This window comes from Streptomyces sp. NPDC017246 (genome assembly GCF_044331325.1).
GTDB lineage: Bacteria > Actinomycetota > Actinomycetes > Streptomycetales > Streptomycetaceae > Streptomyces.
Map to the genome: position 1 here is coordinate 225790 of NZ_JBIRMW010000007.1, position 23886 is coordinate 249675.

A 23886-nucleotide genomic window follows, 5' to 3' on the forward strand; every position below is an offset into this window, starting at 1 on the left:
ATGAGCAGCCGCTCGCCCGACGAGTTCCGCCTCGGTGTGCGTCCGTACGACCGGGCCTTCGGCGGCGGCGAGCCGGAGGATCCGCACGAGCTGCTCCACCGGGCCCGGCGGCTCACCGCCCAGGGGCATCCCTGGGCCGGAAGCGCCTGGGAGCGGGCGGCGACGGCGCTTCGGCGCGCGGGCGGGGCCCTCACCCCCGGCGACCACGCCGACGCCCTCGACGCCACCGCGCTCGACTGCCGGGGCGCGGCCGGGCCCGCCGCGGGACCGCTCTTCTTCCGCGCCGCCGACCTGCACGAACAAGCCGGACAGCGGGGCAAGGCGCTGGTCTCGCGGGCGCGGGCGCTGGTCGCCGGGCCCGGACCCGGCGCGACGGCCTTCACCCGGCTCGCGGAACTCTGCGAGCGGGCCGTCGCCCTCCATGCGATCGGGCGGGCCGGCACCGCGGAGACCGCGACGGTGCGTCTGCTGCGCGGTCGAGCACGCGCCGATCTGCTGGACACCGCTCCCGACCCGGTGGCCGAGGCCGGGGCCCTGCGCGAGGAGCTCGAAGGGCTGATCGCCTTCGCCGCACCGCACCGGGCGGACTCCGCCGTCCTCGGCGTCCTCGCCGACGCTCGCGCGCTGCTCGGCCGTGTCACCGCACCCGACGACCCGGCCGCCGCGCTCGTCCATCTCAGGGCCGCGGTCGACGATCACCGGGCGGGGGGCCGGCCGTCGCCGGCGACCGAGTACCAGCTCCTGCTCTCCGCCGTCCTGCGGACCTCGGGAGCGCGTGCGGAGGCGGCGGCGCTCCTGCGGTCCGCCCTCGCCTCCGAGGTGCCCGACACACCCCTCCGGGACGCCGACCGGGCTCGTCTCTGCCTCGCCCTCGCCCGTACGGTCGCCGAGTCCGACGATCGGATGCGTACGACCGGAGGTCCGGAGGGCGGGGACGAGGAGGTCTCGCTCCTCGCGGAGGCCGTCCGTCATGCCGACGGGCCCGCCCAGGACGTCCGGGTGGGCGCCCTCGCGCGTCTCCTGCTCGGTGTGGCGTACGCCGAGCGCGGACGGTGTCGCGAGGCCTCCGCCCTCCTCGAACAGGCCCTGGCCGGCTGCGCGGAGGAGGGAGACACCGCGGCGCGGGTCCGGGCGAGGGCCTGGCTCGCGGACTGCGCGCTGCGTCTGGGCGAACCCGTCCGGGCCTCCCGCGAGTACGCGCTCGCGGCGGTGGAGGCCCTGGCCTGGGACGACCGGCGGCACGGCGCGGCCCTCAGCCATCGGACGGCGTACGCGCTCGGCGTGGCCGGATCGCCCGAGAAGGCGGCCCGTGCCTACGAACGGGCCGCCGACCTGGCGCGGGCCGCCGGTGACCACACCGCCGCGGCCCGCTCCCTGCGCGCCCGGTCCCGGCAGGTACGGGTCGCCTGGGGCGACGCCGCCGCCGAGGTGGTCCTGGCGGAGGCCCGCCGGGAGGCCGCACGCGGACGGTGCGCCGGTGCCGGGGTCGCCGGCGGCGATCGGCCCGTCGATCCGGCCGACCTCGCGGAACACGCCCGTCCGGGCTCCGCGCCGGGGGGAACCTCCCGCCCACCGACCGAAGTCCGCGCGGGGGGCGGTACGGTCGACGCCTGCGGCGACGCCGCGGTTCATGTCGAGACCGGGACCGGGATCGAGACCTCGATCGGGGTCGATTCCGAGTGGGTTTCCGACTCGGCTTCCGAGGCGGCTTCCGAGATCGACGGGGACTGCGGTGCGGGCGGGCCCTGGCCCGGGTTGCGCGAGCTCCCGGAGCCGTTCGGGCCGCAGGGCCGCTATCAGATGAACGTGTACGGAGAAGTGGGCGGGACCGGGCCGCGGGCCGCCACCGCCCCGGGGACCCGAGTACAGGGGTGCGAGTGAGCAGAGTGATCGACGGCCGCTTCGAGCTGGTGGAGCGGCTGGGCGGCGGCGGCATGGGAACGGTCTGGCGCGCCCGCGACCTGGCCCTCCACCGTGATGTGGCGCTCAAGGAGGTCCGCCCGCCGGACCCCGCGCTGGCCGAGCACGACGTCGAGGGGGCCAGGACCCTGCGCGCGCGTGTCCTGCGCGAGGCACGGGCGCTCGCCCGGATCGACCACCCCAACGTGGTGACCATCCATCACATCGTCGACGCGGGCGAGGGAACCTACCCGTGGCTCGTGATGGAGCTGGTCACCGGAGGGTCCCTCCAGGACCGGCTCGACCGGGGCACGATGACCCCCGTCGAGGCCGCGGCGATCGGCCGCGAACTGCTCTCGGCCCTGCGCGCCGCACACGAGCGGGACATCGAGCACCGCGACGTGAAGCCCGCCAACGTACTGCTGCGCCCGGACGGGCGACCGGTGCTCACCGACTTCGGCATCGCGGCGATCCAGGAATCCACCGTACTGACCGCCTCGGGCTCGATCATCGGCTCGCCGGACTACATGGCGCCCGAGCGGATCCGCGGCGGAGGGGGCAGCGGTCCGGCCGCCGACCTGTGGTCGCTCGGCATGCTCATGTACGTGGCGGTCGAGGGGCGTCACCCGCTGCGCCGGGAGAACACCCTGGCGACGCTGGCGGCCGTCCTCTCCGACGACGTACCGCCCCCGCGGCATGCCGGGGAACTGGCGGACGTACTGACCCGGCTGCTCGTACGGGACCCCTCCGCCCGCCCCGACGCGGAGGAGCTCGACCACGCGCTCGCGGCCGTCGTGTCACCGGACCAGGCCCCGGCCGCGCGTCCGGCCGACCCTCAGGGCGCCGGATCTGTACGGGACCTGGCACCCGGCCGGGCGAGCGGCACGGGCCCGACAGCGGCGGGCGAGCTGGCCTCGAAGGCAGTGGCGGACGAGAGCGGGGCGACGTCGTTCCGGCTGGCGCCGCCTTCGGCCTCGGCAGAGGCTTCGGCTTCGGCTTCGGCTTCGGCTTCGGCAGGGGCTTCCTACGCGACTTCGGCGCCCGGAGCTGTGGGTGGTTCCGGAGCCGGCGACGGGGCGTCTCCGGCCACCGCTCCGACGCCGGCGGCGGGCTCTCCGGCGCGCTCCGCCGAGGGCCGTCGGCGGAGCCGTACCGCTCGGTTCCTGGGGTCCGCCGCCGTGGTGGTGCTCGCCGTCGGCATCCCCGTCGCCGCCATGTCCTGGGACTGGCGGCCCACCGACCCGGGCAGCGGGCCGAGCGGCGCTCCCTCGCAGCAGGGTCCGGCCGCCCTGCGGCCCACGACCTCGAAGTCGCCGCGAGCGACGGAGGAGCCGACGGAGGACACGGAGCCGGTGGAGCGCGATCTGCTGACTCCCGCCGGGGTCCGGGCCGCCATCGCCGCGATCAAGGCGGCCTCGGGCGGGACCAGGGTCACCGGCTTCGTCGTGTACCCCGACTACGCGGTCTCCGAGTCGCTGGTCAAGGGCAGTACGAAGCGGTACGACCGGTACATCTACCGGGGCGAGGACGCGGCCGTCCGCCAGGGATCCGGCACCTCCTTCCCCGGCGCCGTCCCGGCCGACCTCAACGACTTCGACTGGGACGTCCTGCCCGCGCTGATGAAGCGCGCGGACAAGGAACTCGGAGTGGACGAGCCGACGAGCCGCTACCTCGTCCTCACTCCCGCCTCCACGATCTTCGGGAGCAAGCCGGGCATGAGCGTCTATCTGTCCGACTCGTACGGCTCCGCGTATCTGAACGCCGACTCCAAGGGCCGGGTGACCGCCACCTATCCCCGCAAGGACTGACCGTCCCCGACGCCGTCCCTCACCACGAGGGAGGCTAGTCCGGCCCGGGTCTCCACGCCCGTCTTGCGGTAGACCCGGGCGACATGGCTCTCCACCGTGCGAGGGCTCAGACAGAGCCGGTCGGCCACGGCCTGGTTGGTGAGACCCTCGGCGACCAGGACCGAGATCTCCCGCTCGCGCGGAGTCAGGACGGCGAGCCGTCCCCCGGGGGCGCCGTCCGGAGGGGCGGGCCGAGTGCGGTCGGCCAGGTCCACCAGCATGCGTGCCCCGCCCTCGACGGCCAGTCGGCGACCTCTCCGCCACTGGGCGGCGGCCCGGGACTCGTCGCCCCCCGCCCGGACCATCGGCGCGGCGAGCAGCAGGCTGTGGGCCTCGCGCAGGACGGCCCCCGCACGGGCGCTCTCCCGTGCCGCGTCGGTGAACGCCCGTGCGGCGGCCGCCGATTCGCCTCGCCGGGCCAGGACCTGCCCCCAGGCACGCAGTGCGGCGGCGCGCTGGACCGGCAGCCCGAGCGGCTCCGCCTCCGAGAGGGCCCGGCGCGCGACCCGTTCCGCCTCCGCGACGTCTCCGGTGGCGAGGGCCGCGCCCGCGAGGAGTTCGAGGTAGTGGGGACGCAGCGAGGGCTGGAGCCGGGAGAGGTCCCGGTCGCCGCCCGCGCGCACGAGCACCTCCCGCACCCGGTGCGGGTCCCGGCCGAGCGGTACGGCGAAACCGAGGAGGCCGCGGGCCTGGGTGGCCCACCAGCCCTCGGCCGTTCCCACCGTGGCCGCGGCCTCTTCGGCGGCGGCCAGCGCCTCAGGGGCACCGAGGGGCCGGGCGTGGAGGAGGACGACGGCCCGGATCGCCCCGCTGAAGCCGACGAGTTCGGCGCCGCCCAGAGTGCGGGCGACGGCGAGGGCCTCCTCGGCCAGGCCGAGCGCGGTACCGACCCTGGCGGTCAGGAAGTGGACGTACGCCGAGCAGAGGAGGAGCTGCGAGAGCGCGAACGGTCTCCCCGCGCGGCGCGCCATCTCGATGCCCCGGGTGGCGTGGCGCTCGGCGCTCCCGTACTGCTCCAGGAAGACCTCGGTCCAGCCCAGCCGCACCAGCGACTCGGCGTGGGCGGCCAGTTCGCCGTCGGTGAAGGCGTCGGTGAGGGCCGCCGCCTCGGCCGCGTGGACGCGGGCCGCGGCGGTCTCGCCCTCGTACGCCTCCCCGAGCGCGGCCAGGGTGAGGGACTCCGCCGTGCCCGCTTCGTCGCGCCGCCGCCGGGCCTCGTCGAGGGTCCGGGCGACGACGGGTCTGACCTCGGGGTAGCGGGCGGCGAAGAGGGCCCGGCAGCCCCACTCGACGACGAGCCAGGTCCGCAGGTCGGGGCGGGGCCCGGGAGTTCGCTCCAGTTCCCGGCGGAGCAGGGCGTCCGCCTCGGGATAGCGGCCGAGGTGGCGCTCCATGAACGCGCAGAGCAGGACGGCGGAGGTCCGCAGTTCAGCCACGTCCGCCGCGTCGCCGGTGCCCGCGACGCCCGTACCCGCGACGCCGGTGTCCTCCCGCTCCCGCTCCTGCTCCTGCTCCTGCTCGCGCTCGCCGGGGCGGCAGGCGTCGATGAGCTGGTGGAGGAGGTCCCGGCTCTCCGCCACGCGGCCGGCCGACCCGAGGGCCTGGGCCCGTCGGAGCATCAGGTCGTGCCGCCGGGCGAGGTGCTCGGACGTGTCGGGCAGCAGAGCGAGGACGGCCGCCAGCCAGTGGGCGGCGCACGCCGGGTCGGCCGCGCCGATCCGCTCGGCGGCCTCGACCAGTTCGGCTGCGACGGCCGGGTCCCAGACGGTCGTGGCACGCACCAGGTGGGGAGCGCGCTCGGTCACGGGCGCCCCCGCCTCGGCGAGGGCACGGGCCGCCCGCCCGTGCAGCTCACGGCGGTGCCACGGGTCGAGTGTGCCCCGGACGAGTTCCGACAGCGCCGAGTGGCGCAGCACCAGGACCCTCCCGTCCTCCTCGTGCCGGACGAGGTCTCGGCGGGTCAGCTCGCTCAGGACCTTGTCCACGACCGCCCGACCCGTCGGGTGCGCCGGGCTCGGCAGGACCGGCGGGCTCTGGGGGATCGCCAGGCTCCGCGGGCCCTGGGGGCTCTGAGGGCCCTGGGCGCTCTGGGGGCTCGCTACGGAGGTGAGCAGCTCGACCGTCGCACGCCCGTCGAGCACGGCGAGTGCCTCGACGACCGCTCTCTCCGTCCCGGTGAGCGGGGCGAGTTCGTCGAGGACCATCGCGACCGGTCCGGTGCCGGGCCCCTCGCCCCGGCGCGTACGGGCGTGCGCGAGGGCACGGTGGTACAGCGGGTTCCCGCGTCCGACGGCGTGGATCTCCCGCGCGGCATCGGGCGTCAGCCCGGGGACGAGTCCCTCCGCACAGGCCTCCGCCGTCAACGGCCCGAGGACGAGCCGGGCGAGGTCCCCCGATTCGGCGGCACGGGCGAGAACGGATGCCGGCCCGGGCGGGGTCTGACGCTCGCGGCGGGCCAGGACGAGCAGGACGGGCGCGCGGAGCGGATGCCGGAGGAGGTGGTCGACGAGGGCGACGGAGACGGGGTCGGCTCCGTGGAAGTCGTCGAGGACGAGGACGAGCCCGGGCGCGGCGACCCGGCCGAGCGCCGCCGCGACGCGGCGCACCCGGTCGGTCTCGCGTTCCACGCCCTGACCTGTGGACTCCGGGCCGGGCGGTCCGCCGGAGGCACCCGGCGTCGCAGCGCCCGGGGCGTCGGACGCGCCCGTGGTTCCGCGCGTCGCCGCAGTGCCCGACGTCGCCGGGTCCATGGCGGCCGCCGACGTCCTCGGGACGGCCGGGGTGCCCGTGACAGCCGACCCGTTCGAGACGGCCGGCGAACTCCCTGAGCCCCGCATACCGAGGCCGTCCCCACCAGCAGCACCGACCGAACCGGCCCCCTCGGCCCGGTCGAACCGGCCGAACCGGTCGACCGCGCCCCGCCCCGTGTACCCGGCGTCCACGTCATCCCCGCCGCCCCCGCCGCCCCGCACCGCGGGCGCCGGCTCTCGCGACTCGACGAGTTCCGCGACTGCCATCAGGGTCGGGAACAGGGCGCGGTCCCGGTGGTCCAGGTCGGCGAAGGCGTCGACGAAGGCCTGGAAGGGCGGGCCGGGGTCCGGCTCGGCGGGTCCGGCTCGGCCGCGCAGGACGGTCGCCCCCTGCCGCCGTGCCCGTACCGCGAACTCGGCGAGGAGCCGGCTCTTGCCGATGCCCGGCTCACCCGTGACATCCACGGCTACCGGCCCTGTCCCCCCGGTCCGGCGGCGCAGCAGCGCGTCGAGCCGGTCGAGCTCCCGGGCCCGCCCGACGAGGGGCGCGCGGTCTTCGCGCCCCCGGTCCGCGTCCGCGCACGTGTCCACCTGCAGTCCCCCTCGTGCGGTCATGCCGTCATGCGGTCGTGCGGTCGTGCTCCCCGCGGACGTCGGGCCGCGGGTCCGTCCGTCGGCCGGTCGTTCCGTCGGCGCTCTTTCCCTCTCTCAGTTGTACGGCACGCCACCGACAACGGCGTCAGCCGGTCGCGAGGGCCTCGAAGGCGCGGGTCTGCTCGGCGACGGCCCGCCCCGTCGGCAGGCGTTCGTTCGGGGAGGCACCGCGGAATCCGACCACTCCGGTGGTGTGCCGGCGCCTCGGCGGTGTCAGCGGCCTGCGTGGCGGACGTTCTCGGTGATCAGCTCGTGGAGGCGGTCGGCCATGGCGACCGCGAACGCGGGGTCGTTGATGTGGGCGTCCAGTTCGTGGACGCGGACCTCGCCGCCCCGGACGGCCGCGCGCAGGGCGTCGAGTCCGGCCCGGTCCGCCCCCGGGTCCTCGAAGGGCCCGTCGGCCACGTCCACGGCGGAGACACCGCGCAACGGCCAGAAGACCTCGGCCGGTCCGCGCGCGGTGCGGAGCTTGCGGCCCATTCCCGTGCCGAGTTCCGCCATCTCGCGCGCGGTGGTGCGCATCAGGGTCACCGTGGCGTTGTGGCTGAGCAGCCGCCGTTCGGCGAACCGCTCGGGGACGGTCGCCGCCGGCCCGAAGTTGACCATGTCGAGGGCCCCGGGGGCGACGACCTGCGGGATGCCCACGGCGCCGGCGCCGGTGAGCCGGGACGGACCCGCGCCGAGGACGCCGCCGAGGAGTTCGTCGGCGAGTTCGGTGGTGGTGAGGTCGAGGACGCCGCCGAGCATGCCGTCCCTGGCGAGCTTCTCGACGGCCCGGCCGCCGGCGCCGGTGGCGTGGAAGACGAGGACCTCGTAGCCGAGTTCGGCGAGCCGGGCGCGGGCGACGTCGACGGCGGGGGTCGTCACTCCGGACATCGTGGCCGCGACGACGGGCCGGCCCCGGCCCGCGGGCTCGTCGTGGTTGCGTTCGTGACGGCGGGCCATTCCGGCGGCGGCAGCGGCGGCGTTGCCGAGGACCTGGCAGGAGACGGAGTTGAGTCCGGAGATGTCGACGACGCTGTACATCAGGGTGAGGTCGCTGCTGTCGACGTACGGGGAGACGTCGCCGCCCGCCATGGTGCTGACGAGCACCTTCGGTACGCCGATGGGGAGGGCCCGCATGGCCTGGGCGGCGAGGGCGGAGCCGCCGCTGCCGGCCGCGGCGAGCACGGCGTGCAGCCTTCCCTCGCGGTAGAGGTCGACGACGGTCCGGGTGAGGCCCTCGGCCATGGCGGCGACGGCCTCTCCGTGGTCCCCGGCGGCCCGCAGCCCCGCCAGGTCGTGGCCCGCGGCCCGCGCGACGGCATCGGCGGTGACGTCGGCCGGCGGCGCGTGGGCGGGCGGGGGCGTGATCCCGGTGTCGACGAGGAGGACGTCGCTGCCGTACTCCCTGAGCCGCTCGCGCAGCCAGGCGTACTCCTCCCCCTTGGTGTGCAGTGTGCCGACCAGCACGACGGTCGCCATGCCCCCACCCTTCTGCCGTTCCCGCCCCTCGGTCCCGTCTCCCGGTCCCGCCGCTCTCGATCCTCCGTCGTGTGACCTGCGACGACAACGACGAGTCGAGCCGGATTGGGCTGAACGGTGGCGCAAGATGGACACCAACACCCGCTTGGTTTCAGCCTGTTCGACCCGAGTTCTCACCGGCTGGTCGCCGGGGCCGGGGCCACCGGGGGCGGGCGACGGGGGCACCCGCGACGAGCCCGTCGGCCACCACGGCCGGGCCGGACAGGACCCGTGGACCTGCCCGGGGGCGGCGTGCCAGCATGACGCGGTGACGCAGATCATCAAGGGGGAGAACCTGCTCGTCCCCGGGCGGGCGGGCGTGGCGGATCGAGGTCGTCCGGCGGGCGACCGGTGACGGGGTGCCGGAGGTGACGGCCTCCGCGCTGCTCCTGGACGCCACCGGCAGAGCCGTCGGACACCTGGTCCTCGAACGGGCCGGCACCGTGGGAGACCGGTCCGCGGACCGGCTGGACCTCGACACCGAGCGGGTCGGAGCGGACGTCCGGCGCATCGTGCTCGTCGCCGTCGTCCACGACAGCTCGCTCGGGCGGGTGCCCGGCCTGGCGGTGCGGACGTCGAGCGCCTCGACCGGGGAGCGACTCGCCCTGTACGAGATCGACGACGCCACCACCGAGACGGCTCTCGTCCTGGGCGAGTACTACCGGCGCGACGGTGGCTGGAAGTTCCGCGCGGTGGGCGAGGGCTACGACGCAGGGCTCGGGGCGCTGGCGGAGGACTTCGGCATCTCGGTGCCGGTGCCGGTGCCGGTGTCAGCCCCGGCCGCGGCCCCGGCACCCGCCCCGGCTCCTGCCGGGCCGGCTCCGGTGGAGCTTCCGCACGGGGCCGTGGGCAAGTCCGCGGGCCCGGCCGGGCCGGTGCCGCTTCCGCGCGGAGCCGTCGGCTAGTCCGCGTCCCTGGGAGCGGCTGCCGATACGGAGCAGGGCCACGGCTCGGGTTCGGGTTCGGGGTCGGGTTCGGGTTCGGGTTCGGGTTCGGCCCATGCTCACGTTCACGCCCAGGGCCCAGGCCACGGCCAGGCCCAGGTCGCGGCCCAGACCGAAACTCCGACCGGAGCCCGGCCCGGAGCCCAGTCCCAGCCCCCAAGCTCGGCCTCGAGCTCGCCCCGGACCACGTCCCGGGGCCCGGGAGCGATCCCGGTGGTTCCCTCGCCGGCCCCCTCGCCCGAGGCGGTCGCCGTCGCCGGGATCCTCGGCGGGGAGTTCGACGACATCGTGTACAGCGGGCGGGGCAGCGCCAAGTTCGCCATGGAGACGACCCCTCCGCCCGGGTACGTCCTGGTCGAGTCCGCCCGGACCGGCAAGGGCGCCTTCGACCTCGACTCCATCGACTGGAACGGCAGGGAGGCCGTCGACCTCGGGAACTCGGACACCTCCCACCGCTTCGAGCAGCGCGCGATGTGGTGCGACAACCTGTATCCGCTGCGCTTCCGCGTCGACTGCGGCGACCACGACGAGTGGACGATCGTGATCCGTCCCGTGAGCGCGGTGCGCGAGCTCGGCGGCGCGGCCGCCGGCCGGGGCTCCGAGGTGTTGCTGCACACCGGGCCCGCCGGCCGGCTGGTCTCCCGCCTGCGTCCGGTGGAGGGGACCGGGTCCGTACGGGTCGAGGGGTACAAGCCGCGTCGCCCCGACACCCCCGCCACGTACCCGGTCACGCTGGCCAACGAGTCCAGCCGGAACCCGGAGGACGCGCGAGAGCTGCCGGAGGGCCCGCTGCTCGTGGCGGTCGTCGAGGGAGGGGGCGACTGGTCGCTGGAGGTCCGCCCCTCCGGGGGAGTCCCGTCCCAGGAGAAGCGCTCCGGCTTCTGGCGCCGCATCGGCGGGTCGTAGATCCGACGCCCTTCAGTGGGGCGGGGCATGCGTCGACGGTAGAGACCGCGGCCTCGCCCCCGGCGGTCAGGGGTGCATCCGCGCGCCCTTCAGCACCTTGTCGACCGCGTTGCGCGGCCCGTACACGGCGAGGCCCGCCAGCTCCAGCCGGTCCCGGCCCACGGCCCGTACCGCCGCGCGGTTGTCCCGGTCGTTGCCGGTGGTGAAGAGGTCGGTCGTGAAGAGCGCCCGCGGAAGCGCGCGACAGTACGCGCGCGCGTGGGCCGCGGCCAGTGTCTCCTTCGTGCCCTCGAAGACGAGGACGGGCTGCCGGAACATCGGCAGGTACGGGGTGCCGTCGGCGTCGGCGTACGGTTCGCCGATCACCTCGGGCAGCTCGGAGCCGAGGCCGCTGACCAGGAACGCGGTGACGTTCAGCCGCTGCCAGGTCTCCAGGTCCTCCCGCAGGAGTACGGCGATCCTGGTGTCGAAGCGTACGGGCGTGGTGTCGGTGGTCGTCATGCCCCGAGACTGCCGACGCCCCTGCCCGGGCGTCTTGTACATTCCTCGCATGGTGGCCCGGCAGCAGGTCTCGGCGTGGCGCCCGTGGATCCCGGGAGTCGTGGAGGTCTTCCACGCCCACTTCACCGCGCACGCCTACCCGATGCACGTCCACGACGTGTGGACCCTGCTGATCGTCGACGACGGCGTCGTCCGCTACGACCTGAACCGGCGCGAGCACGGCACCCCGGGCGACACGGTGTCCCTGCTCCCGCCGCAGGTGCCGCACAACGGCTCTCCCGCCACACCGCACGGGTTTCGCAAGCGGGTGCTGTATCTGGATCTGACCCAGCTGGACGAGAGCTTCATCGGCGCCGCGGTGGACGGGCCCGACCTGGTCGATCCGCTGCTGCGCCGGCGCGTGGGGCAACTGCACGCGGCTCTCGCCGACCGGGGCGGCGAACTGGAGGCGCAGAGCCGCCTCGCCCTCATCCGCGAGCGGCTGCGCACCCACCTGAGGCCCGGGCCGGTCCCCCGCGCGCGGGCGGCCGATCCCGGCCTGGCCCACGGGCTGCGCGAGCTCCTCGACGCGCGGCTGGTCCAGGGCGTGACCCTGGACGAGGCCGCGCGGCTCCTGCACGCCCACCCCACCCATCTGGTACGGGCCTTCAGCGGCGCGTTCGGTATCGCCCCGCACCAGTACCTGACGGCCCGCCGGCTCGACCGGGCCCGGCGGCTGCTGCTCGACGGGCAGCCGCCCGGGGAGGTGGCGGCGGCCACGGGCTTCTACGACCAGTCGCACCTGAGCCGCTCGTTCAAGCGGCTCGTGGGCACGACGCCCGGGCGCTTCGCCCGGAACCGCGGGGAGGAAGCGGCGACCGTGGCGGGAACGGGGCACGTTCCCCCGGGCGAGCGCACCGAGAAGGCGTCCCTGGAGAGCTCGGCCGGCGCCGGACGGCCCGGCACCCGGGGCTGATTCCTCACCTCGGCCTCATGATCCGGTCGGAGCTCGGTCGGAGGAGACCGGACGGGCGGTCCCGTGGACCCGGGAACCACCTCCTCCCCCTCCTCGTTATACCCCCCACGGGTATAACGAGGAGGGTTTCATGACCACGAGGAGACTGGCCGCGCTCACCCCCGAGCAGGCACCGGGCCGGGCGGGCGAGCTGTTGGGCGACATCGTCCAACGGCACGGCTCCGTCGGCGAGATGGTGTCGACGATGGCGCACTCGCCGGCGCTGCTCGACGGCTATCTGAGCCTGTCCCGGGCGATGAGGCGGGTGAAGATCCCGCGCGCCCTGAGCGAGAAACTGTCACTCGCGGTCCAGGAGTGGATCGGCTGCGGAACCTGCCGCGCATCGCACCGGGAGGCCGGTCGCGCGGCGGGCCTGAGCGAGACCGACATCGAACTGGCCCGCCAGGGGACGTCGATCGACCCCCGCGAGGCCGCGCTGATCGGCCTGGCACTCCGGGTCCTCGCCGAACCGGGCGCCCTGTCCGACGAGGACGTCGCCGAGGTACGGGCACACGGCTGGAGCGACCGGGTGATCGCGGAGGTCGTCGGCGTGGTGACCCTCAACCTGCTGACGGGCGCCTTCAATCTGCTGGCGGGCATCCAGCCGGACGGCGAGGCCTGACTGGACGGGTATCCAGGGACGATGAGGCGTGACCGGGCGGGAGGGGCAGCGTCGGGAGACAGCGAGCGCTTCGGGACTCAGCCCTCCCGGGGGGCCGGCGCCCTGGGCGGGGCGGTACGGAGGTCGGCCAGCAGCTCGGCCTGGTTCGCGAGGACCCCGGAGAGGATGACACGGGCGATCCGCAACAGCTCCGCCACCTGCGGGCTCGTCAGCGCGTAGTACACGGCCGCGCCCTCGCGCCGGGCGACGACCAGGTTCGCCCGGCGCAGTACGGCCAACTGCTGGGAGAGATAGGCCGGTTCGACGCCTGTGTCGCGGAGCATCTCGGCGACCCCGTGCTCCCGTTCGCTCAGCAGCTCCAGGACGCGGATGCGGACGGGGTGGCCCAGCGTCTTGAAGAACTCCGCTTTCAGTTGGTAGAGCGGCGCACTCATCGCACCCACCCCGCGCGTCGCGTCGGCGACCCAGCACTCTGCAGCATGCCCCCATCCTCGCCCCTGCCGGGACGGAGGGCACACCGGGGCGGGCCACGAGCCGATCACCGCCGAACTCGCTCAGCCGACAAGGGACTTGGGCGGCCCGGCGCCCTGGCGCTCCCGTCGGCGGCCGGCCGCGCACCATCGAGAACCCACGGCCGGGCGGACCGAAGACCCACGGCCGCACACCACCACCGGCCCATGCCCCGAGCCCGTCGAAGCCCCGCGGCCGGATGCCACCGAAAAGATCAGGTCGTCGGCCACGCGTCGCTGCGCCAGGCCCGCTGCTCCGCGCCCGCGTCGTGGTGGGCGGCGAGTGCGGCGGCCAGGTCGCGGTGGACGGGGACCGGAGTCCCGTCACCGGCGGGGACGAGGGAGCCGTCGGCGGGGATGGCGGCCAGTTCGAGGGCCCGGCCCGCGGCCCGCAGCCGGAGGGCCGCCTCCGCGACGGCGAGCTGCCCTCCCACCGACCAGCCCCGCAGCCGCGTCAGGTCGAGCACGACCGGCCCCGTGCCGCGCGCGACCGCCCACCCCACGGCCCCGGTGAACCGCCCCACGGCGTCGGCCCCGAGGAACCCGGCCAGGGACAGTACGCCCAGGTCCTGCTGGAGGGTGTAGCGCCATTCGATGGTCATGTGCGTCGTCATCCTTCTCGTACGGCGATCACTGCGGAAGCAGGGGTGGGAGGCAGGAGCGCAGCGGGGGTGGCGACGGCGACGCCCCCGGCGAGCAACGGCGAGGGCGGGGTGCGCGGCGATGTCCGCGGGATCGGGGGACGCGGCGGGATCGGCGGGTTCGGAGTGTGCGGGGTCCGGATGCCCTGGGGGCCGGCGCCCTGCCCGCCGCTCGCCGGTCCGGTCATCGGGCCGCGACCTCGATCCGGGCGAGCGGCTCGCGTACGGGCAGCGGCCCGGTCTGGAGCGGTTCCAGGACGCGGATGCGTACGGGATGGCCGAGCATGCGGAAGGACTCGGCCTTGGCCTGGCACAGCGGGACCGGCACGGTGGGGCCCTCCGGGGCGGGGCGCGGGGTGGAGCGACGCGCCCGCGGAGTGCCACGGGCTCGGCCCGACCAGGATGTATCGATTTGCAAGATTATGCAATTTGCTGATCACCAGGTGGACAGGCCCGCTCGGTCTTCAGCCCGTACGCGTGTACGGGTCCAGTTATAAACGGAGAGACCCTCCGATTGTCAATGCCGGGAGGTGTGAGAAGGAACCGGCGGCAACAGGGAAAGGGCGGGAAGGATCCCGCGGCAGCCGCCGTTGAAGCCGTCGTCACAGCCTGGGCGGACACCTGAACAGACACCTGGACGGACAGCCAGAACTGGCCGCCGGAACAGACAGAAGGAACCACCATGAAGATCGGCATCATCGGCGCCGGCAACATCGGCGGCAATCTGACCCGCCGCCTGACCACCCTCGGCCACGACGTGTCCGTGGCCAACTCCCGCGGCCCGGAGACCCTCACCGCGCTCGTCCGGGAGACGGGCGCCACCGCGGTCACCGCCGCCGAGGCGGCGCGGGGTGCGGAGGTCGTCGTCGTGACGGTCCCGCTGAAGAACGTCCCGGACCTTCCGGCCGGACTCCTCGACGGTGCCGCCGAGGGCTTCGCCGTCATCGACACCGGCAACTACTACCCGCGTGAGCGCGACGGCCGCATCGACGCGATCGAGGACGGGGGTCTGACGGAGAGCCGCTGGACCGAGCGCCAGATCGGGCACCCGGTGGTCAAGGCCTTCAACGGCACCTTCGCGCAGGACATCCTCGACCGGCCGCGACCGGCCGGCGACCCGGACCGGCTCGCCCTGCCCGTGGCCGGGGACGACGCGGCGGCGAAGGAGAAGGTGCGGCTCCTCATCGACGAGCTGGGCTTCGACACCGTGGACGCGGGCGGGATCGACGAGTCCTGGCGCCAGCAGCCGGACAGTCCGGTCTACGGCCTCCGGGAAGGCGTGGACGCCGTACGGAAGGCTCTCTCCGAGGCCTCTCCCGAGCGCCCCGAGGGCTTCCGCGGCTGACCGCGCCCACGACCGCCCGCACGACCGGATCCGCACACTCCGCCGCCGCCTTACTAGAACCATCTTCTAATTAAGGCTGCACTAGGGTGTGCCCATGTCTCCTAAGCAGCAGCGTGGCGAGGCCACGGTCGAGCGCCTGCTGACCACGGCACTCCGGGTGTACGCGGACTCCGGCCGGCAGGGATTCACCGTGAACGCGGTGACGGCGGCCGGCGGAGTCAGCCTCGGCAGTCTGTACCACCATTTCGGCAGTTTCGACGGCCTCGCCGCCGCCCTGCACGTCCGGTGCGCGGAGCAGTTGAGCGGCGAGGTCGTCGCCTCCCTCGCCCGGACCAGGACCGCCCGCACCGGGGTACGGGCGGTGGTCGCCGCGTACCTCCGGTTCACCGAGGAGCACCCCGACGCGGCGCTGTTCCTCCACGCCTCCGCCTACCCGGGCCGTCTCGTCGCCGATGCCCACCGGGGCCGGGCGGACGAGGACCCGCTGCTCGCCGCGGTCAGGGCGTGGCTGCGGCCGTTCGTCGATGCGGGCGAGATCGCCCCGACCCCCGAGCCGCTGATCGAGGCCCTGGTCATCGGGCCGGTCGCCGCGACCGCCCACCGGTGGCTGTCCGGCGCGCACGACGTCGACCTCGCCCAGGCCGCCCGCGTCCTGCCGGACCGCATCTGGCGTTCGCTCCGCCCGGAGTGACGGGTCGACGGGTCCCGCACGAGGGACTCGGCGTCAGGCGGAGACCGCGAATCCGGCGGGGGCCGTGAACGTGACGTCGGTGGCCGAGACGGTGACCTCCGCGTCGCTCCCGAGGGCGTAGGCCGCCACCCGGGAGACCGTGGCCGCCGGAATGGTCTCGCTGATCCCTGCCACGGCCGGGACGTCCTGGGTCGCGTGGGCGTCGTGCGGGACGACGACGCGGTAGCCGCGCGCCAGGGCCGTACGGGCCGTCGCCTGCACGCACATCTCCGACATCACTCCGCAGACGGCGACCGCCCGCACCCCCGCCTCGGTGAGCACCCCGCCCAGCGCGGTCTCCGCGAAGCCGTCGTCGTACGGCTTGCGGATGACGACCTCCGCGGGGCCGGGTTCGACGGGGTGGTGCAGCTCCCAGCCGGGCGTGTGGGGTTCGTCCTCCGCGCCCGGCTCTCCGTCGTTCTGCAGATGGACGACGAGCGCCCCGTCCCTCCGGGCCCGCGCGAGCAGGTCCGTCGTGCGGTCGACGAGCCGGGCGGCCCCGGGCACCGCCCCGTCGCCCGTGACGAACGCGGACTGCACGTCCACGACGATGAGGGCGTCCACGGGACGGGGGTGCGGATGCGATGGCTGCTGCGAGTGCGGGTGCGGGCCGGTCCCGGCGTGCTGCGTCATCCGGCCATCATCACGCCCACGCACCCCCGCTGCCACGGGATTTCGAGCGCCGGAGGCGGCCCGGCCGGGCCGGGCCGCTCCGGCACGCCCCGGCCGGCGGCGATCCCGGCGGAGGGCGTGGCGGACCCCGGCGTTCCGCCGGGTCGTCAGGCGCGGCAGCGCAGCATCTCGAACGCCGGGTTGGCCCGGTAGTCCGCCCAGAACGCGTCGCCGTACTTCTCGATCCCGGCGGGCGAGACCTCGGTCCGCACCCAGGTGATCTCGCTGAACCCCGCCTTGGCCAGGGACGTCTCGAACACCTCACGGCTCGCGAGGCCGGAGGTGAACGAGATCGGCGACCCCTCCAGCAGAGCGGTGACCCGCACCCGGGGCCCCGTGCCGGCCTTCTCGCCCGTCAGCTCGCTGAGGAATCCGTACGGGCGCGGCGACGGTCCGGAGAAGTCGAAGTCCGGCGTCTGGTGGAGCATGAGGAACTCCCCGCCGCTCTTCAGGCTCGCGTGCACCCTGCGACACATGAGCTCGAACTCGTCGACGGTCTCCGCGTAGTTGAGCAGCATCACCGCCGTCGCCAGGTCGAACCGCTCCTCGGCGAGCGACAGGTCGGCCACATCGCCGACCTCGTAGCGCACTCCCAGCGGGGCGGCCTGCTCGATGCCTTCCGCGGCGCGGATCATCTCGCCGGAGACGTCGATGCCGAACACGTCCGCCGCGCCCCGCCGTTTCAGCTCACGGCTGTAGAAGCCGGTCCCGCAGGCCAGGTCGATCACCTTCTTGCCGGTGACGTCCCCGACCATGGCGAGGAAGCTGGGCGCCTCCACGTACTGGGCCAGCGGCAGGGCCTTGAAACCCTCGAACGCCTCGCCGATCTCGTCGTACGTCTCCTGCGCGCTCATCGCACACTCCTCCCGTCGAGGCGTCGTCGCCCCGGACACCGGCAGTCTCTCCACATCCGGCGGCGGGTCCGTACTGGCGAAAGGCACAAAGATCAACGACCGGGATCGGTGGTCGCACGGACTCCGTTTCCGCCCGAGGGGCCGAACTCGCCCGGCCGGTCGAGCTCCTTAGCGAGGGTCCCGGCGCTGCGGCGGGTGGCCCTGGAGAGCAGCCACCGGCCCGAGACGCCGGTCGCGAAGAGGCCGGTGACCAGGGCGAGAAGGGACATGCCAGGGCCCGAGGCCCAGTCGACCGTCCGGGCGTGGACGGCGAGGACGACCGCTGCCGCGAGGGCCACCGCCGGGACGGCCCGGAGCGCCGGGCGGACCCGGGTGAGGTCGTCCTCGGCCAGGGCGCCGAGGATGCCGACGCCCAGCGCCAGCGCCCACACGCCGAGGCCCTGCGCGTCGGCGCGGTTCACCGTCCACGGCACGAGGGCGCCCCAGAAGCCGGGGAAGGCGAGCAGCCCGACACCGATGCCGAACCATCCCGAACCGACGACGGCGAGCGGCGGCTTCGACCAGCCGGGCATCGGCGCGACCGGCTGCCGCCGCGCCGCACCCGCCGGAGCGACCGCCACGGGATCCGCCGGGCCGACCGCCGTCGCGCCCGCCGGCGTGCTCGCCGCCGCGCCCCCGGAGCCTGCCGCGCCCGTCGGAGTCGCCGGTGCCCCGCCCGTCGACGCGCCCGGAACTCCGCCCGCGCGGCCGGCCGGTCTGCGGTACTGCGCGGCGAGACAGCCCACGGCGCCGAGGGCGAGCAGTCCGAGTGTGGCGACCCAGCCGAGGCTGAAGAGGGCGAGGAAGAGCGAGCCGCCCCTGACCGCCTGAAGGGTGCCGCCGTTCAGCAGGCTCACCGTGAACAGGCCGACGAGCACGATCACCAGGGGCAGCACCAGGCTCCGTACGTCCTCCCAGACGCGGGCCCGGCCGACGGTGAAGAGCGCCGGGGCCACGCCGGCCATGGCCGCGCCGACGAGTCCGGGGCTCAGCGCCTCCGGGGACGCCCAGGCGCCCGCCGCGTACCCGGCCAGGCTCGTCACGGTGAGCAGGGCGCCGGTGGTGAGGCTGATGCCTCCCACGACGCCGCTCAGGACGACGATGCCGGGCGAGAGTTCGCGGCCTTCGGGCCCTCCGGTACGCACGATCCCCGTGGGCTCGGTCGCGGCGGGCGCGGACTCGGGAATCGCTGTCTGGGCGGGCGCGGACTCGGGTTTCACGGCCTCGGCCGTCTTCGACCCGGCCTTGTCCCTCCCGGCCTCCGTGGTCTCCGTGGTGTCCGTGGTCTCCGTGGTGTCCGCCTGCCGGCGGGTGCCGTCGCTCATCGGTGCTCTCCCTCGCCCACGAGGCCGCCCGCGCCGACCGCGCCGACCGGGCCGACCGGCGCCACTGCCGCCGGGCGGGGCCGCTGTTCCCCGAGCTCCCTCTGTCGCCGCAGGACTTCACGGCCGTGCAGGATCCGCAGGCTGACGACGGTGATCGCCGCGTACGCCAGCATTCCGGCGCCGATTCCGACGCCCGCGATCAGGGACGTGAGCCGGTCGAGGCCCATCGTCCGCTCCAGTACGGGCACGGTCACCGCCGAGAACGCGGGCGCGAGGCACTGGGCGGCCAGGTGCAGGCGCCACTCCTCACGTGCCCAGGGGGCGTCCTGCCGGCGGGCGCCGGCCGCGCGGACGGCGGTGACGGCGTGGATCAGCACGTACGGAACGAGGTACGCGACGAGCAGCCGCCGCCCCTGCGTGCCCTGGTCGAGGAAGGCGTACGTGATCCATCCCAGGCCCGCGGCGCCCGCGAGGTGCGCGGCGACGAGGACCGGGCCGGGGGCCCAGGTGCCGGTCAGGCCCGGGACGGTGGTGCGCCGGTCGAGAGCCCGGGAGGCCAGGAGCGCGCCGAAGGCGACGAGGGCGCCGAGGTGCATGATCGCGACGCGGTTGACGTCCTGGAGGGAGAGACCGGGGTAGAGCGAGGGCAGCGCTCCCCATTCGAGCCGCAGCAGCGGAGCGGTCATCAGGAAGCCGTAGCAGAGCAGCAACCAGCGCTGGTGCAGGTCCGGGAAGCCGCGCAGGGCGGCGAGGACTCCGAAGGTCACGCTGCCGACGGTGCCCACCAGGATCGTGGCGAGGACGATCCAGAACGCGGCGCCGCTGAAGGCCTCCGCCGGCGGGGTGCGGAGCAGGTAGAGGGCGGCGCCGGCCATCGACACGTACACGGTGACGGCGAAGACGGTCCCGGTGATCCGGTGGAGCCGGATGCGACGGCGCACCGCCGAGAGCAGCTGCACCGGGCCGAGCAGCATCAGCAGGCCGCCCAGGACCGAGTGCACGATCAGCGGGACCAGGCTGCGGTCGTACGGGCCCATCCGGTCGCGCACGGCCTCGGCCACGAACTCCGGGGAGACGGACCGGCCGAGGAGCCATTCGCCGATGGCGGGCGCCCCGGGCGCGGCGTACGGCCAGAGCTCGGTCATGGCGATCGGCGCGTACACCAGGCAGACCACCGTCACGGCGACGGCGGACACCCGCCCCCACCTCGTGCTCGTCGGACGCCCCACGGCGATTCCCCCTTCACCGTCCACGCGCGCTCACAGCCGCGATAGTCCTTTCTGGACTATGGAGGAACGTAGGGCGGGGCACCGCCGGGGTCAACCGGTCGGTAACAAGAATCAGGACTCGCGGCTCTCGACCCACTGCCAGAAATCCACCATCATCCGCTCATACCGGATGCCGAACTCCAGCGCCTCGCGCTGTCCGCGCGTGAGCAACTCGCCCACTCCGTCGGCGAGTTCCTCGTACTCGTCCAGAGTCCGCCGGTGCTCGTCGATCTGGACCGGGGCGTGGACGCGCGGGCTCGCCCCGAACCACAGCTTGAGGATGCCGCGTTCGCGTGCCTCGACCGGCACGAAGGCGGGGTCGGCGAGCCAGCGCCGCAGGGCGGCCGTGCCCTCGTCCGTGAGCTTCATGAGACGCCGGTTCCGGCCGCCGGGCTGCCGGACCTCGGAGAGCAGCCCCGCCTCCAGGAGCCGGTCGCACTGGGCGTAGACCTGCGCGTGCGGCATGGACCAGAACGGCGCCACGGTCCGCGCGGCCTCGCCCTTCACGTCGTACGGGCTGGCCTCGCCGAGTTTGTCGATGATGCCGAGCACGAGGAAGGAGGGCGTGGTCAACCGGACTTCAGACATGCGACCGACGGTATCGCGAGGGCCGCGGCCGGGCCGCACGCCTCCGTCCATCACCCCGGCCGGGCCGCGCGCGCCGCTGTCCACGACCCCGGCCTCCCCGCTGCCCCCTACCCCCCGCTACTCCGCCCGCAGTGCCCGCGCCGTGGCCGTGCGGGCCGCCCAGCCCGCCGGGAGCAGTGCCCCGGCCGTCGCGATCACCACACCGGCGGACGCCAGGAGTACGAGCAGGGGTGTGCCGTACACATCGATGTCGGCCGGCGGAATCGTCGTGCCGACCGCGCGGCCCATCGCCGGCATCACCTGGCGGTGGAGCGCCACGCCCAGCGGCACCCCGACCGCACCCGCCACCAGGCCGATGGCCCCGACGGAGGTGAGGACCTGCGCGACCGTCTGCCGCGGGGTCATCCCCAGCGCCTTGAACACGCCCAGGTCGCGCACCCGGTCACGGGTGTCGAGGACCACCGTGGTGAGCACCCCGAGACAGGCGACCACGACCAGCATCACGGTGAGCATGGCGATCAGGGCCTGCATCGCCCGGATGACGCTCGACTTGCCGGACTCCGTGACCGCGGCCTCCGCCCCGAGCGGGGCGACGGCCTCGTCCAGCCGCTCGGCGTAGCGCGCCGGGTCCGTGCCGGGGGCGACGGTGACGGCGAAGTCCGGGGGCAGGTAGCGGGGGTGCAGCGCGGCGACGGAGCCGGCGAGGGTGCGCAGGGTCATGCCTTTGCCGCCCAGGTCGAAGACCTCGCCGACGATCCGCACCCGGACGGTGCGCCCCTGTTCGGACAGGGAGACCGTCTCCCCCACCCGGAGCCCCGTCGTCCGCAGGAACCGTGTCGGGGCCACCGCCTCCCCCGGCGCCTCGAACCAGCGGCCGGAGACCGTCGTGTGGGGGCTGCCGGAGGTGTCGTCCTCGTACGCGACGAGCGGCGCGCCCCCCTTGAGCCCCGCCACCTCCAGCTGGGTCTGGGCGGTCCGGTACACGGAGGCGGTCCCCGGGAGCCCGGCGATCACCGCCGCCACGGCGGCCGGGTCGGCCGGCTTCCCGGGGCGTGGCAGCTCCGCCCCGTTCCCACCCGGCGCATCGTCGGGCCTGGCCAGGGTGCGGACGGTGACGTCGCCGCCCCGGTCCGGGTCCCCGTCCGTCTTCACCGCCACGAGCGTGCTGCCCAGGCCCACCGCGAAGGTCACCGCGAGGGCTCCGAAGGTCACCGCCGCGGCGGTGCTCGCGGTGCGCGCCGGGCGGGCGAAGGGCGCGGCGAGTCCCAGGGTCACCGGCCGGGGCAGCGGCAGCCGTCCGAACAGGCCGCGGATCCGGCCTCCCCGGACGCCTCCGGTGGCCGCGCCGAGGCGGAGGACCGCCGCGGTCGGCAGCCGGGCCGCCCGCAGCGCGGGGCCGAACGCGGTGGCGGCCGCGACCGCGAGGGCTCCGACGGGGACGAGGAGGTTCACCCAGAGGGGGATCAGGACAGCGGTCGTTCCGTACGTCTCCGCGACCTCGGCCATGAGGGGGACGGCGAGCACGTTGCCCAGGGCGACGCCGAGCCCGGCGCCGACGGAGCCCGGGATCAGGGCCTGCGCCACGTACGCCCGTCCGACCTGGAGCGGAGTGAAACCGAGGGCTTTGAGGATGCCGATCCGGCGGGTCGCCGCTCCCACGGCGCCGCTCACCACGATGCCGATCACCAGGGCCGACATCCCGAGGCCGAGGAGGGCGAAGGCGGTCACGAAGGGGACGAAGGCGGCCGTGTTCTCCTGGGCGGCCTCGCGGACGTCGAGATACGAGCGGGTGCCGACGACGGCCCCGGCCGGGGCGGCGGCGACGACCGCGTCCCGGCCCGCCGTGACCTCCGCGCGCGTGGCGGCCGCGGTGAGCCGGTAGAGCATCTGGAAGGAGGCGGGCCGCTCCCCCGCGAGCGTCGTGAGCTGCGCCGGTACGACCCAGGCGTCGGCGCTCCCGCCGGCCGACCCGGCGATGCCGACCACCGTGAGGCGGAGGCTTCCCGCGGTCAGCCGTGTCCCCGTGCCGGCACCCGGCGGGCGGGACCCCTGTTCCAGGACGATCTCGCCGGGAGCCCCGGCCCACCGGCCCTCGACCAGGGTCACCGCGTCCACCGGCCCGGCGGCGGAGGCCCTGCCGACCACCGTCAGGGGTGGCGGCTCGAACCCGGGCGGGAGGGGGCCGTCCGTCCGCGGACGCACGGCGGCGACGGCGAAGGGGCCGGAGGCGGCGGCGACCCCGGGCGCGTGCGCCGTGGCGGCCAGCCGGTCCGCGGTGGCGGCCGAGCCGTCGAACCGCACGGTCAGATGAGCCCCCCGCTGCTGGCCGAAGGCCCGGTCGAAGGGGGCGCCGGAGGCGACGAGGAGCCCGACCGCGAGGACGGCGGAGGCGACGGAGAGCAGCGTGGTCAGGACCATCACGGCGGTCTGGGTGCGGCGCCGTCCGACGCCCGCGCGCACCACCCGGCCGAGGGCCCCACCACGCGGCGCGGGCCGTCGGGGGCCTCCGGTCCGATCGCCGAGGACGGTGTCGGCGCTCATCGGGTCACCGCCATGACGTCCCGGGCGATGCGGCCGTCGACGAGTTCGATCGTGCGGGTCGCGCACGCCTCGGCGAGCGTCAGGTCATGGGTGACGAGCACGATGGTCTGCCCCTCGGCGTTGAGCTCCCGGAGCAGATCGCGGACGTCGGCGCCTGACGCGCTGTCCAGTGCCCCCGTCGGCTCGTCGGCGAGGAGCAGCGGCGGACGGTTCATCAGGGCCCGTGCGACGGCGACACGTTGGCGTTCGCCGCCGGAGAGGCGGCCGGGGTACGCCCGCGCGTGCCGGACGACACCGAGCCGGTCGAGGAGTTCGGCGGCCCGAGCCGCTGCTCTGGCCCGTGGCATCCCGGCCAGCTGGGCCGGGAGCAGCACGTTGTCGGTGACGGTGAGGTCGTCGAGGAGGTTGAAGAACTGGAAGACCATGCCGACGCGGCTGCGCCGGTAGGTGGCGGAGGCGGTCTCGTTCAGCCGGTCGACACGGAGCCCGTCCACCGTCACCCGGCCGGTGGTCGGACGGTCGAGACCGGCGAGGAGGTTGAGCAGGGTCGACTTTCCGCTGCCGGAGGGGCCGAGGACGGCGAGCGCCTCTCCCCGTCCGACGCGCAGGGTCAGTTCCGAGAGCGCGGCCCGGCCGTCGTCGTACGTCCTCCCGACGTCGCTCAGGTCGATCAGGGGCTCGGGTGCGGTCATGGGGCCCTCCAGGGCTCGGGAGCTCGCGGGTTCGGTGGTCACGGTCCGGGTCCCGGCGTCCG

At 75.0% G+C, this 23886-nt stretch carries 19 protein-coding genes and 2 pseudogenes; 8 read left to right on the plus strand and 13 right to left on the minus strand.

Annotated features, from left to right (window positions below):
* Both ACH4MY_RS18595 and ACH4MY_RS18600 read left to right on the plus strand, forming a co-directional pair.
* The gene (locus ACH4MY_RS18595; protein WP_398004272.1) at positions 1-1881 is read left to right on the plus strand and encodes a hypothetical protein; all 1881 of its coding nucleotides are present in this window, start codon (positions 1-3) and stop codon (positions 1879-1881) included.
* Positions 1878-3707 carry a protein kinase gene (locus ACH4MY_RS18600; protein ID WP_398004274.1) on the plus strand — a complete coding sequence of 610 codons (1830 nt, stop codon included), beginning with the start codon at positions 1878-1880 and terminating at the stop codon, positions 3705-3707. The genes ACH4MY_RS18595 and ACH4MY_RS18600 overlap by 4 nt, the downstream gene beginning before the upstream one ends.
* Here the strand turns inward: ACH4MY_RS18600 and ACH4MY_RS18605 are convergent.
* On the minus strand, positions 3689-7111 hold the full coding sequence (locus ACH4MY_RS18605; protein WP_398004276.1) for an AAA family ATPase: 3423 nt from the start codon (positions 7109-7111) through the stop codon (positions 3689-3691). The genes ACH4MY_RS18600 and ACH4MY_RS18605 overlap by 19 nt on opposite strands.
* Before the next feature lie 252 nt (positions 7112-7363).
* Positions 7364-8614 carry a Tm-1-like ATP-binding domain-containing protein gene (locus ACH4MY_RS18610; RefSeq protein WP_398004278.1) on the minus strand — a complete coding sequence of 417 codons (1251 nt, stop codon included), beginning with the start codon at positions 8612-8614 and terminating at the stop codon, positions 7364-7366.
* Between the two features lie 407 nt (positions 8615-9021).
* On the opposite strand from ACH4MY_RS18610, the gene ACH4MY_RS18615 reads away from it, so the two are divergent.
* Positions 9022-9558 (plus strand): TerD family protein, encoded by a 537-nt coding sequence (locus ACH4MY_RS18615; RefSeq protein ID WP_398004279.1) that lies wholly within the window; start codon positions 9022-9024, stop codon positions 9556-9558.
* A 252-nt stretch (positions 9559-9810) separates the two neighbouring features.
* Positions 9811-10503, plus strand: a complete 693-nt coding sequence (locus ACH4MY_RS18620; protein ID WP_398004281.1) for a hypothetical protein — start codon at positions 9811-9813, stop codon at positions 10501-10503.
* A 66-nt stretch (positions 10504-10569) separates the two neighbouring features.
* Here the strand turns inward: ACH4MY_RS18620 and ACH4MY_RS18625 are convergent, their stop codons facing one another.
* Complete coding sequence (locus tag ACH4MY_RS18625) at positions 10570-11055, minus strand: DUF2000 family protein (protein WP_398004283.1); 486 nt, start codon at positions 11053-11055, stop codon at positions 10570-10572.
* On the opposite strand from ACH4MY_RS18625, the gene ACH4MY_RS18630 reads away from it, so the two are divergent.
* Both ACH4MY_RS18630 and ACH4MY_RS18635 read left to right on the plus strand, forming a co-directional pair.
* A complete protein-coding gene (locus tag ACH4MY_RS18630) occupies positions 11054-11959 on the plus strand; it encodes an AraC family transcriptional regulator (protein WP_398004285.1) in 906 nt (301 codons plus the stop codon). The genes ACH4MY_RS18625 and ACH4MY_RS18630 overlap by 2 nt on opposite strands.
* 130 nt (positions 11960-12089) lie before the next feature.
* Entirely contained in the window at positions 12090-12620 is a 531-nt protein-coding gene (locus ACH4MY_RS18635; RefSeq protein ID WP_398004287.1) for a carboxymuconolactone decarboxylase family protein, read from the plus strand.
* 77 nt (positions 12621-12697) lie between these two features.
* On the opposite strand, the gene ACH4MY_RS18640 is transcribed toward ACH4MY_RS18635, so the two are convergent.
* From ACH4MY_RS18640 to ACH4MY_RS18650, 3 genes and pseudogenes are all read right to left on the minus strand, one after another.
* A complete protein-coding gene (locus ACH4MY_RS18640) occupies positions 12698-13054 on the minus strand; it encodes an ArsR/SmtB family transcription factor (protein WP_398004289.1) in 357 nt (118 codons plus the stop codon).
* A gap of 290 nt (positions 13055-13344) precedes the next feature.
* Complete coding sequence (locus ACH4MY_RS18645; protein WP_398004291.1) at positions 13345-13731, minus strand: anti-sigma factor antagonist; 387 nt, start codon at positions 13729-13731, stop codon at positions 13345-13347.
* 235 nt (positions 13732-13966) lie between these two features.
* Positions 13967-14098 (minus strand): annotated as a pseudogene (locus ACH4MY_RS18650) (transcriptional regulator); the annotation flags it as partial.
* A 315-nt stretch (positions 14099-14413) separates the two neighbouring features.
* Here ACH4MY_RS18650 and ACH4MY_RS18655 point away from each other — a divergent pair.
* Together ACH4MY_RS18655 and ACH4MY_RS18660 are read left to right on the plus strand one after the other, a co-directional pair.
* A pseudogene (locus ACH4MY_RS18655) lies at positions 14414-15115 on the plus strand (NADPH-dependent F420 reductase); the annotation flags it as partial.
* Between the two features lie 94 nt (positions 15116-15209).
* Complete coding sequence (locus ACH4MY_RS18660) at positions 15210-15806, plus strand: TetR/AcrR family transcriptional regulator (RefSeq protein ID WP_398004293.1); 597 nt, start codon at positions 15210-15212, stop codon at positions 15804-15806.
* A gap of 33 nt (positions 15807-15839) precedes the next feature.
* On the opposite strand, the gene ACH4MY_RS18665 is transcribed toward ACH4MY_RS18660, so the two are convergent.
* The 7 genes from ACH4MY_RS18665 to ACH4MY_RS18695 form a co-directional block, all read right to left on the minus strand.
* Positions 15840-16478 (minus strand): isochorismatase family protein, encoded by a 639-nt coding sequence (locus ACH4MY_RS18665; RefSeq protein ID WP_398004295.1) that lies wholly within the window; start codon positions 16476-16478, stop codon positions 15840-15842.
* 146 nt (positions 16479-16624) lie between these two features.
* Positions 16625-17371, minus strand: coding sequence for a class I SAM-dependent methyltransferase (locus tag ACH4MY_RS18670; protein ID WP_398004297.1), 747 nt, complete (start codon positions 17369-17371; stop codon positions 16625-16627).
* 92 nt (positions 17372-17463) lie between these two features.
* Complete coding sequence (locus tag ACH4MY_RS18675) at positions 17464-18735, minus strand: hypothetical protein (RefSeq protein WP_398004299.1); 1272 nt, start codon at positions 18733-18735, stop codon at positions 17464-17466.
* Complete coding sequence (locus ACH4MY_RS18680; protein WP_398004301.1) at positions 18732-19931, minus strand: DUF2306 domain-containing protein; 1200 nt, start codon at positions 19929-19931, stop codon at positions 18732-18734. Before ACH4MY_RS18680 ends, ACH4MY_RS18675 begins: the two co-directional genes overlap by 4 nt.
* Positions 19932-20075: 144 nt before the next feature.
* Complete coding sequence (locus ACH4MY_RS18685; RefSeq protein WP_398004303.1) at positions 20076-20591, minus strand: helix-turn-helix transcriptional regulator; 516 nt, start codon at positions 20589-20591, stop codon at positions 20076-20078.
* 117 nt (positions 20592-20708) lie between these two features.
* A complete protein-coding gene (locus tag ACH4MY_RS18690; protein ID WP_398004305.1) occupies positions 20709-23132 on the minus strand; it encodes an ABC transporter permease in 2424 nt (807 codons plus the stop codon).
* Positions 23129-23824: an ABC transporter ATP-binding protein gene (locus ACH4MY_RS18695; protein ID WP_398004309.1), complete on the minus strand. Its 696-nt coding sequence runs from the start codon at positions 23822-23824 to the stop codon at positions 23129-23131. The genes ACH4MY_RS18690 and ACH4MY_RS18695 overlap by 4 nt, the downstream gene beginning before the upstream one ends.
* Between the last annotated feature and the right edge of the window lie 62 nt (positions 23825-23886).

What these genes read in the sequence shown, in the direction of transcription:
- ACH4MY_RS18595 (WP_398004272.1), top strand. Translation starts at nt 1, where the DNA reads ATGAGCAGCCGCTCGCCCGACGAGTTCCGCCTCGGTGTGCGTCCGTAC.
- ACH4MY_RS18605 (WP_398004276.1), bottom strand. Translation starts at nt 7,111, where the DNA reads ATGACCGCACGAGGGGGACTGCAGGTGGACACGTGCGCGGACGCGGAC.
- ACH4MY_RS18610 (WP_398004278.1), bottom strand. Translation starts at nt 8,614, where the DNA reads ATGGCGACCGTCGTGCTGGTCGGCACACTGCACACCAAGGGGGAGGAG.
- ACH4MY_RS18630 (WP_398004285.1), top strand. Translation starts at nt 11,054, where the DNA reads ATGGTGGCCCGGCAGCAGGTCTCGGCGTGGCGCCCGTGGATCCCGGGA.
- ACH4MY_RS18625 (WP_398004283.1), bottom strand. Translation starts at nt 11,055, where the DNA reads ATGCGAGGAATGTACAAGACGCCCGGGCAGGGGCGTCGGCAGTCTCGG.
- ACH4MY_RS18635 (WP_398004287.1), top strand. Translation starts at nt 12,090, where the DNA reads ATGACCACGAGGAGACTGGCCGCGCTCACCCCCGAGCAGGCACCGGGC.
- ACH4MY_RS18640 (WP_398004289.1), bottom strand. Translation starts at nt 13,054, where the DNA reads ATGAGTGCGCCGCTCTACCAACTGAAAGCGGAGTTCTTCAAGACGCTG.
- ACH4MY_RS18645 (WP_398004291.1), bottom strand. Translation starts at nt 13,731, where the DNA reads ATGACCATCGAATGGCGCTACACCCTCCAGCAGGACCTGGGCGTACTG.
- ACH4MY_RS18660 (WP_398004293.1), top strand. Translation starts at nt 15,210, where the DNA reads ATGTCTCCTAAGCAGCAGCGTGGCGAGGCCACGGTCGAGCGCCTGCTG.
- ACH4MY_RS18665 (WP_398004295.1), bottom strand. Translation starts at nt 16,478, where the DNA reads ATGACGCAGCACGCCGGGACCGGCCCGCACCCGCACTCGCAGCAGCCA.
- ACH4MY_RS18670 (WP_398004297.1), bottom strand. Translation starts at nt 17,371, where the DNA reads ATGAGCGCGCAGGAGACGTACGACGAGATCGGCGAGGCGTTCGAGGGT.
- ACH4MY_RS18675 (WP_398004299.1), bottom strand. Translation starts at nt 18,735, where the DNA reads ATGAGCGACGGCACCCGCCGGCAGGCGGACACCACGGAGACCACGGAC.
- ACH4MY_RS18685 (WP_398004303.1), bottom strand. Translation starts at nt 20,591, where the DNA reads ATGTCTGAAGTCCGGTTGACCACGCCCTCCTTCCTCGTGCTCGGCATC.
- ACH4MY_RS18690 (WP_398004305.1), bottom strand. Translation starts at nt 23,132, where the DNA reads ATGAGCGCCGACACCGTCCTCGGCGATCGGACCGGAGGCCCCCGACGG.
- ACH4MY_RS18695 (WP_398004309.1), bottom strand. Translation starts at nt 23,824, where the DNA reads ATGACCGCACCCGAGCCCCTGATCGACCTGAGCGACGTCGGGAGGACG.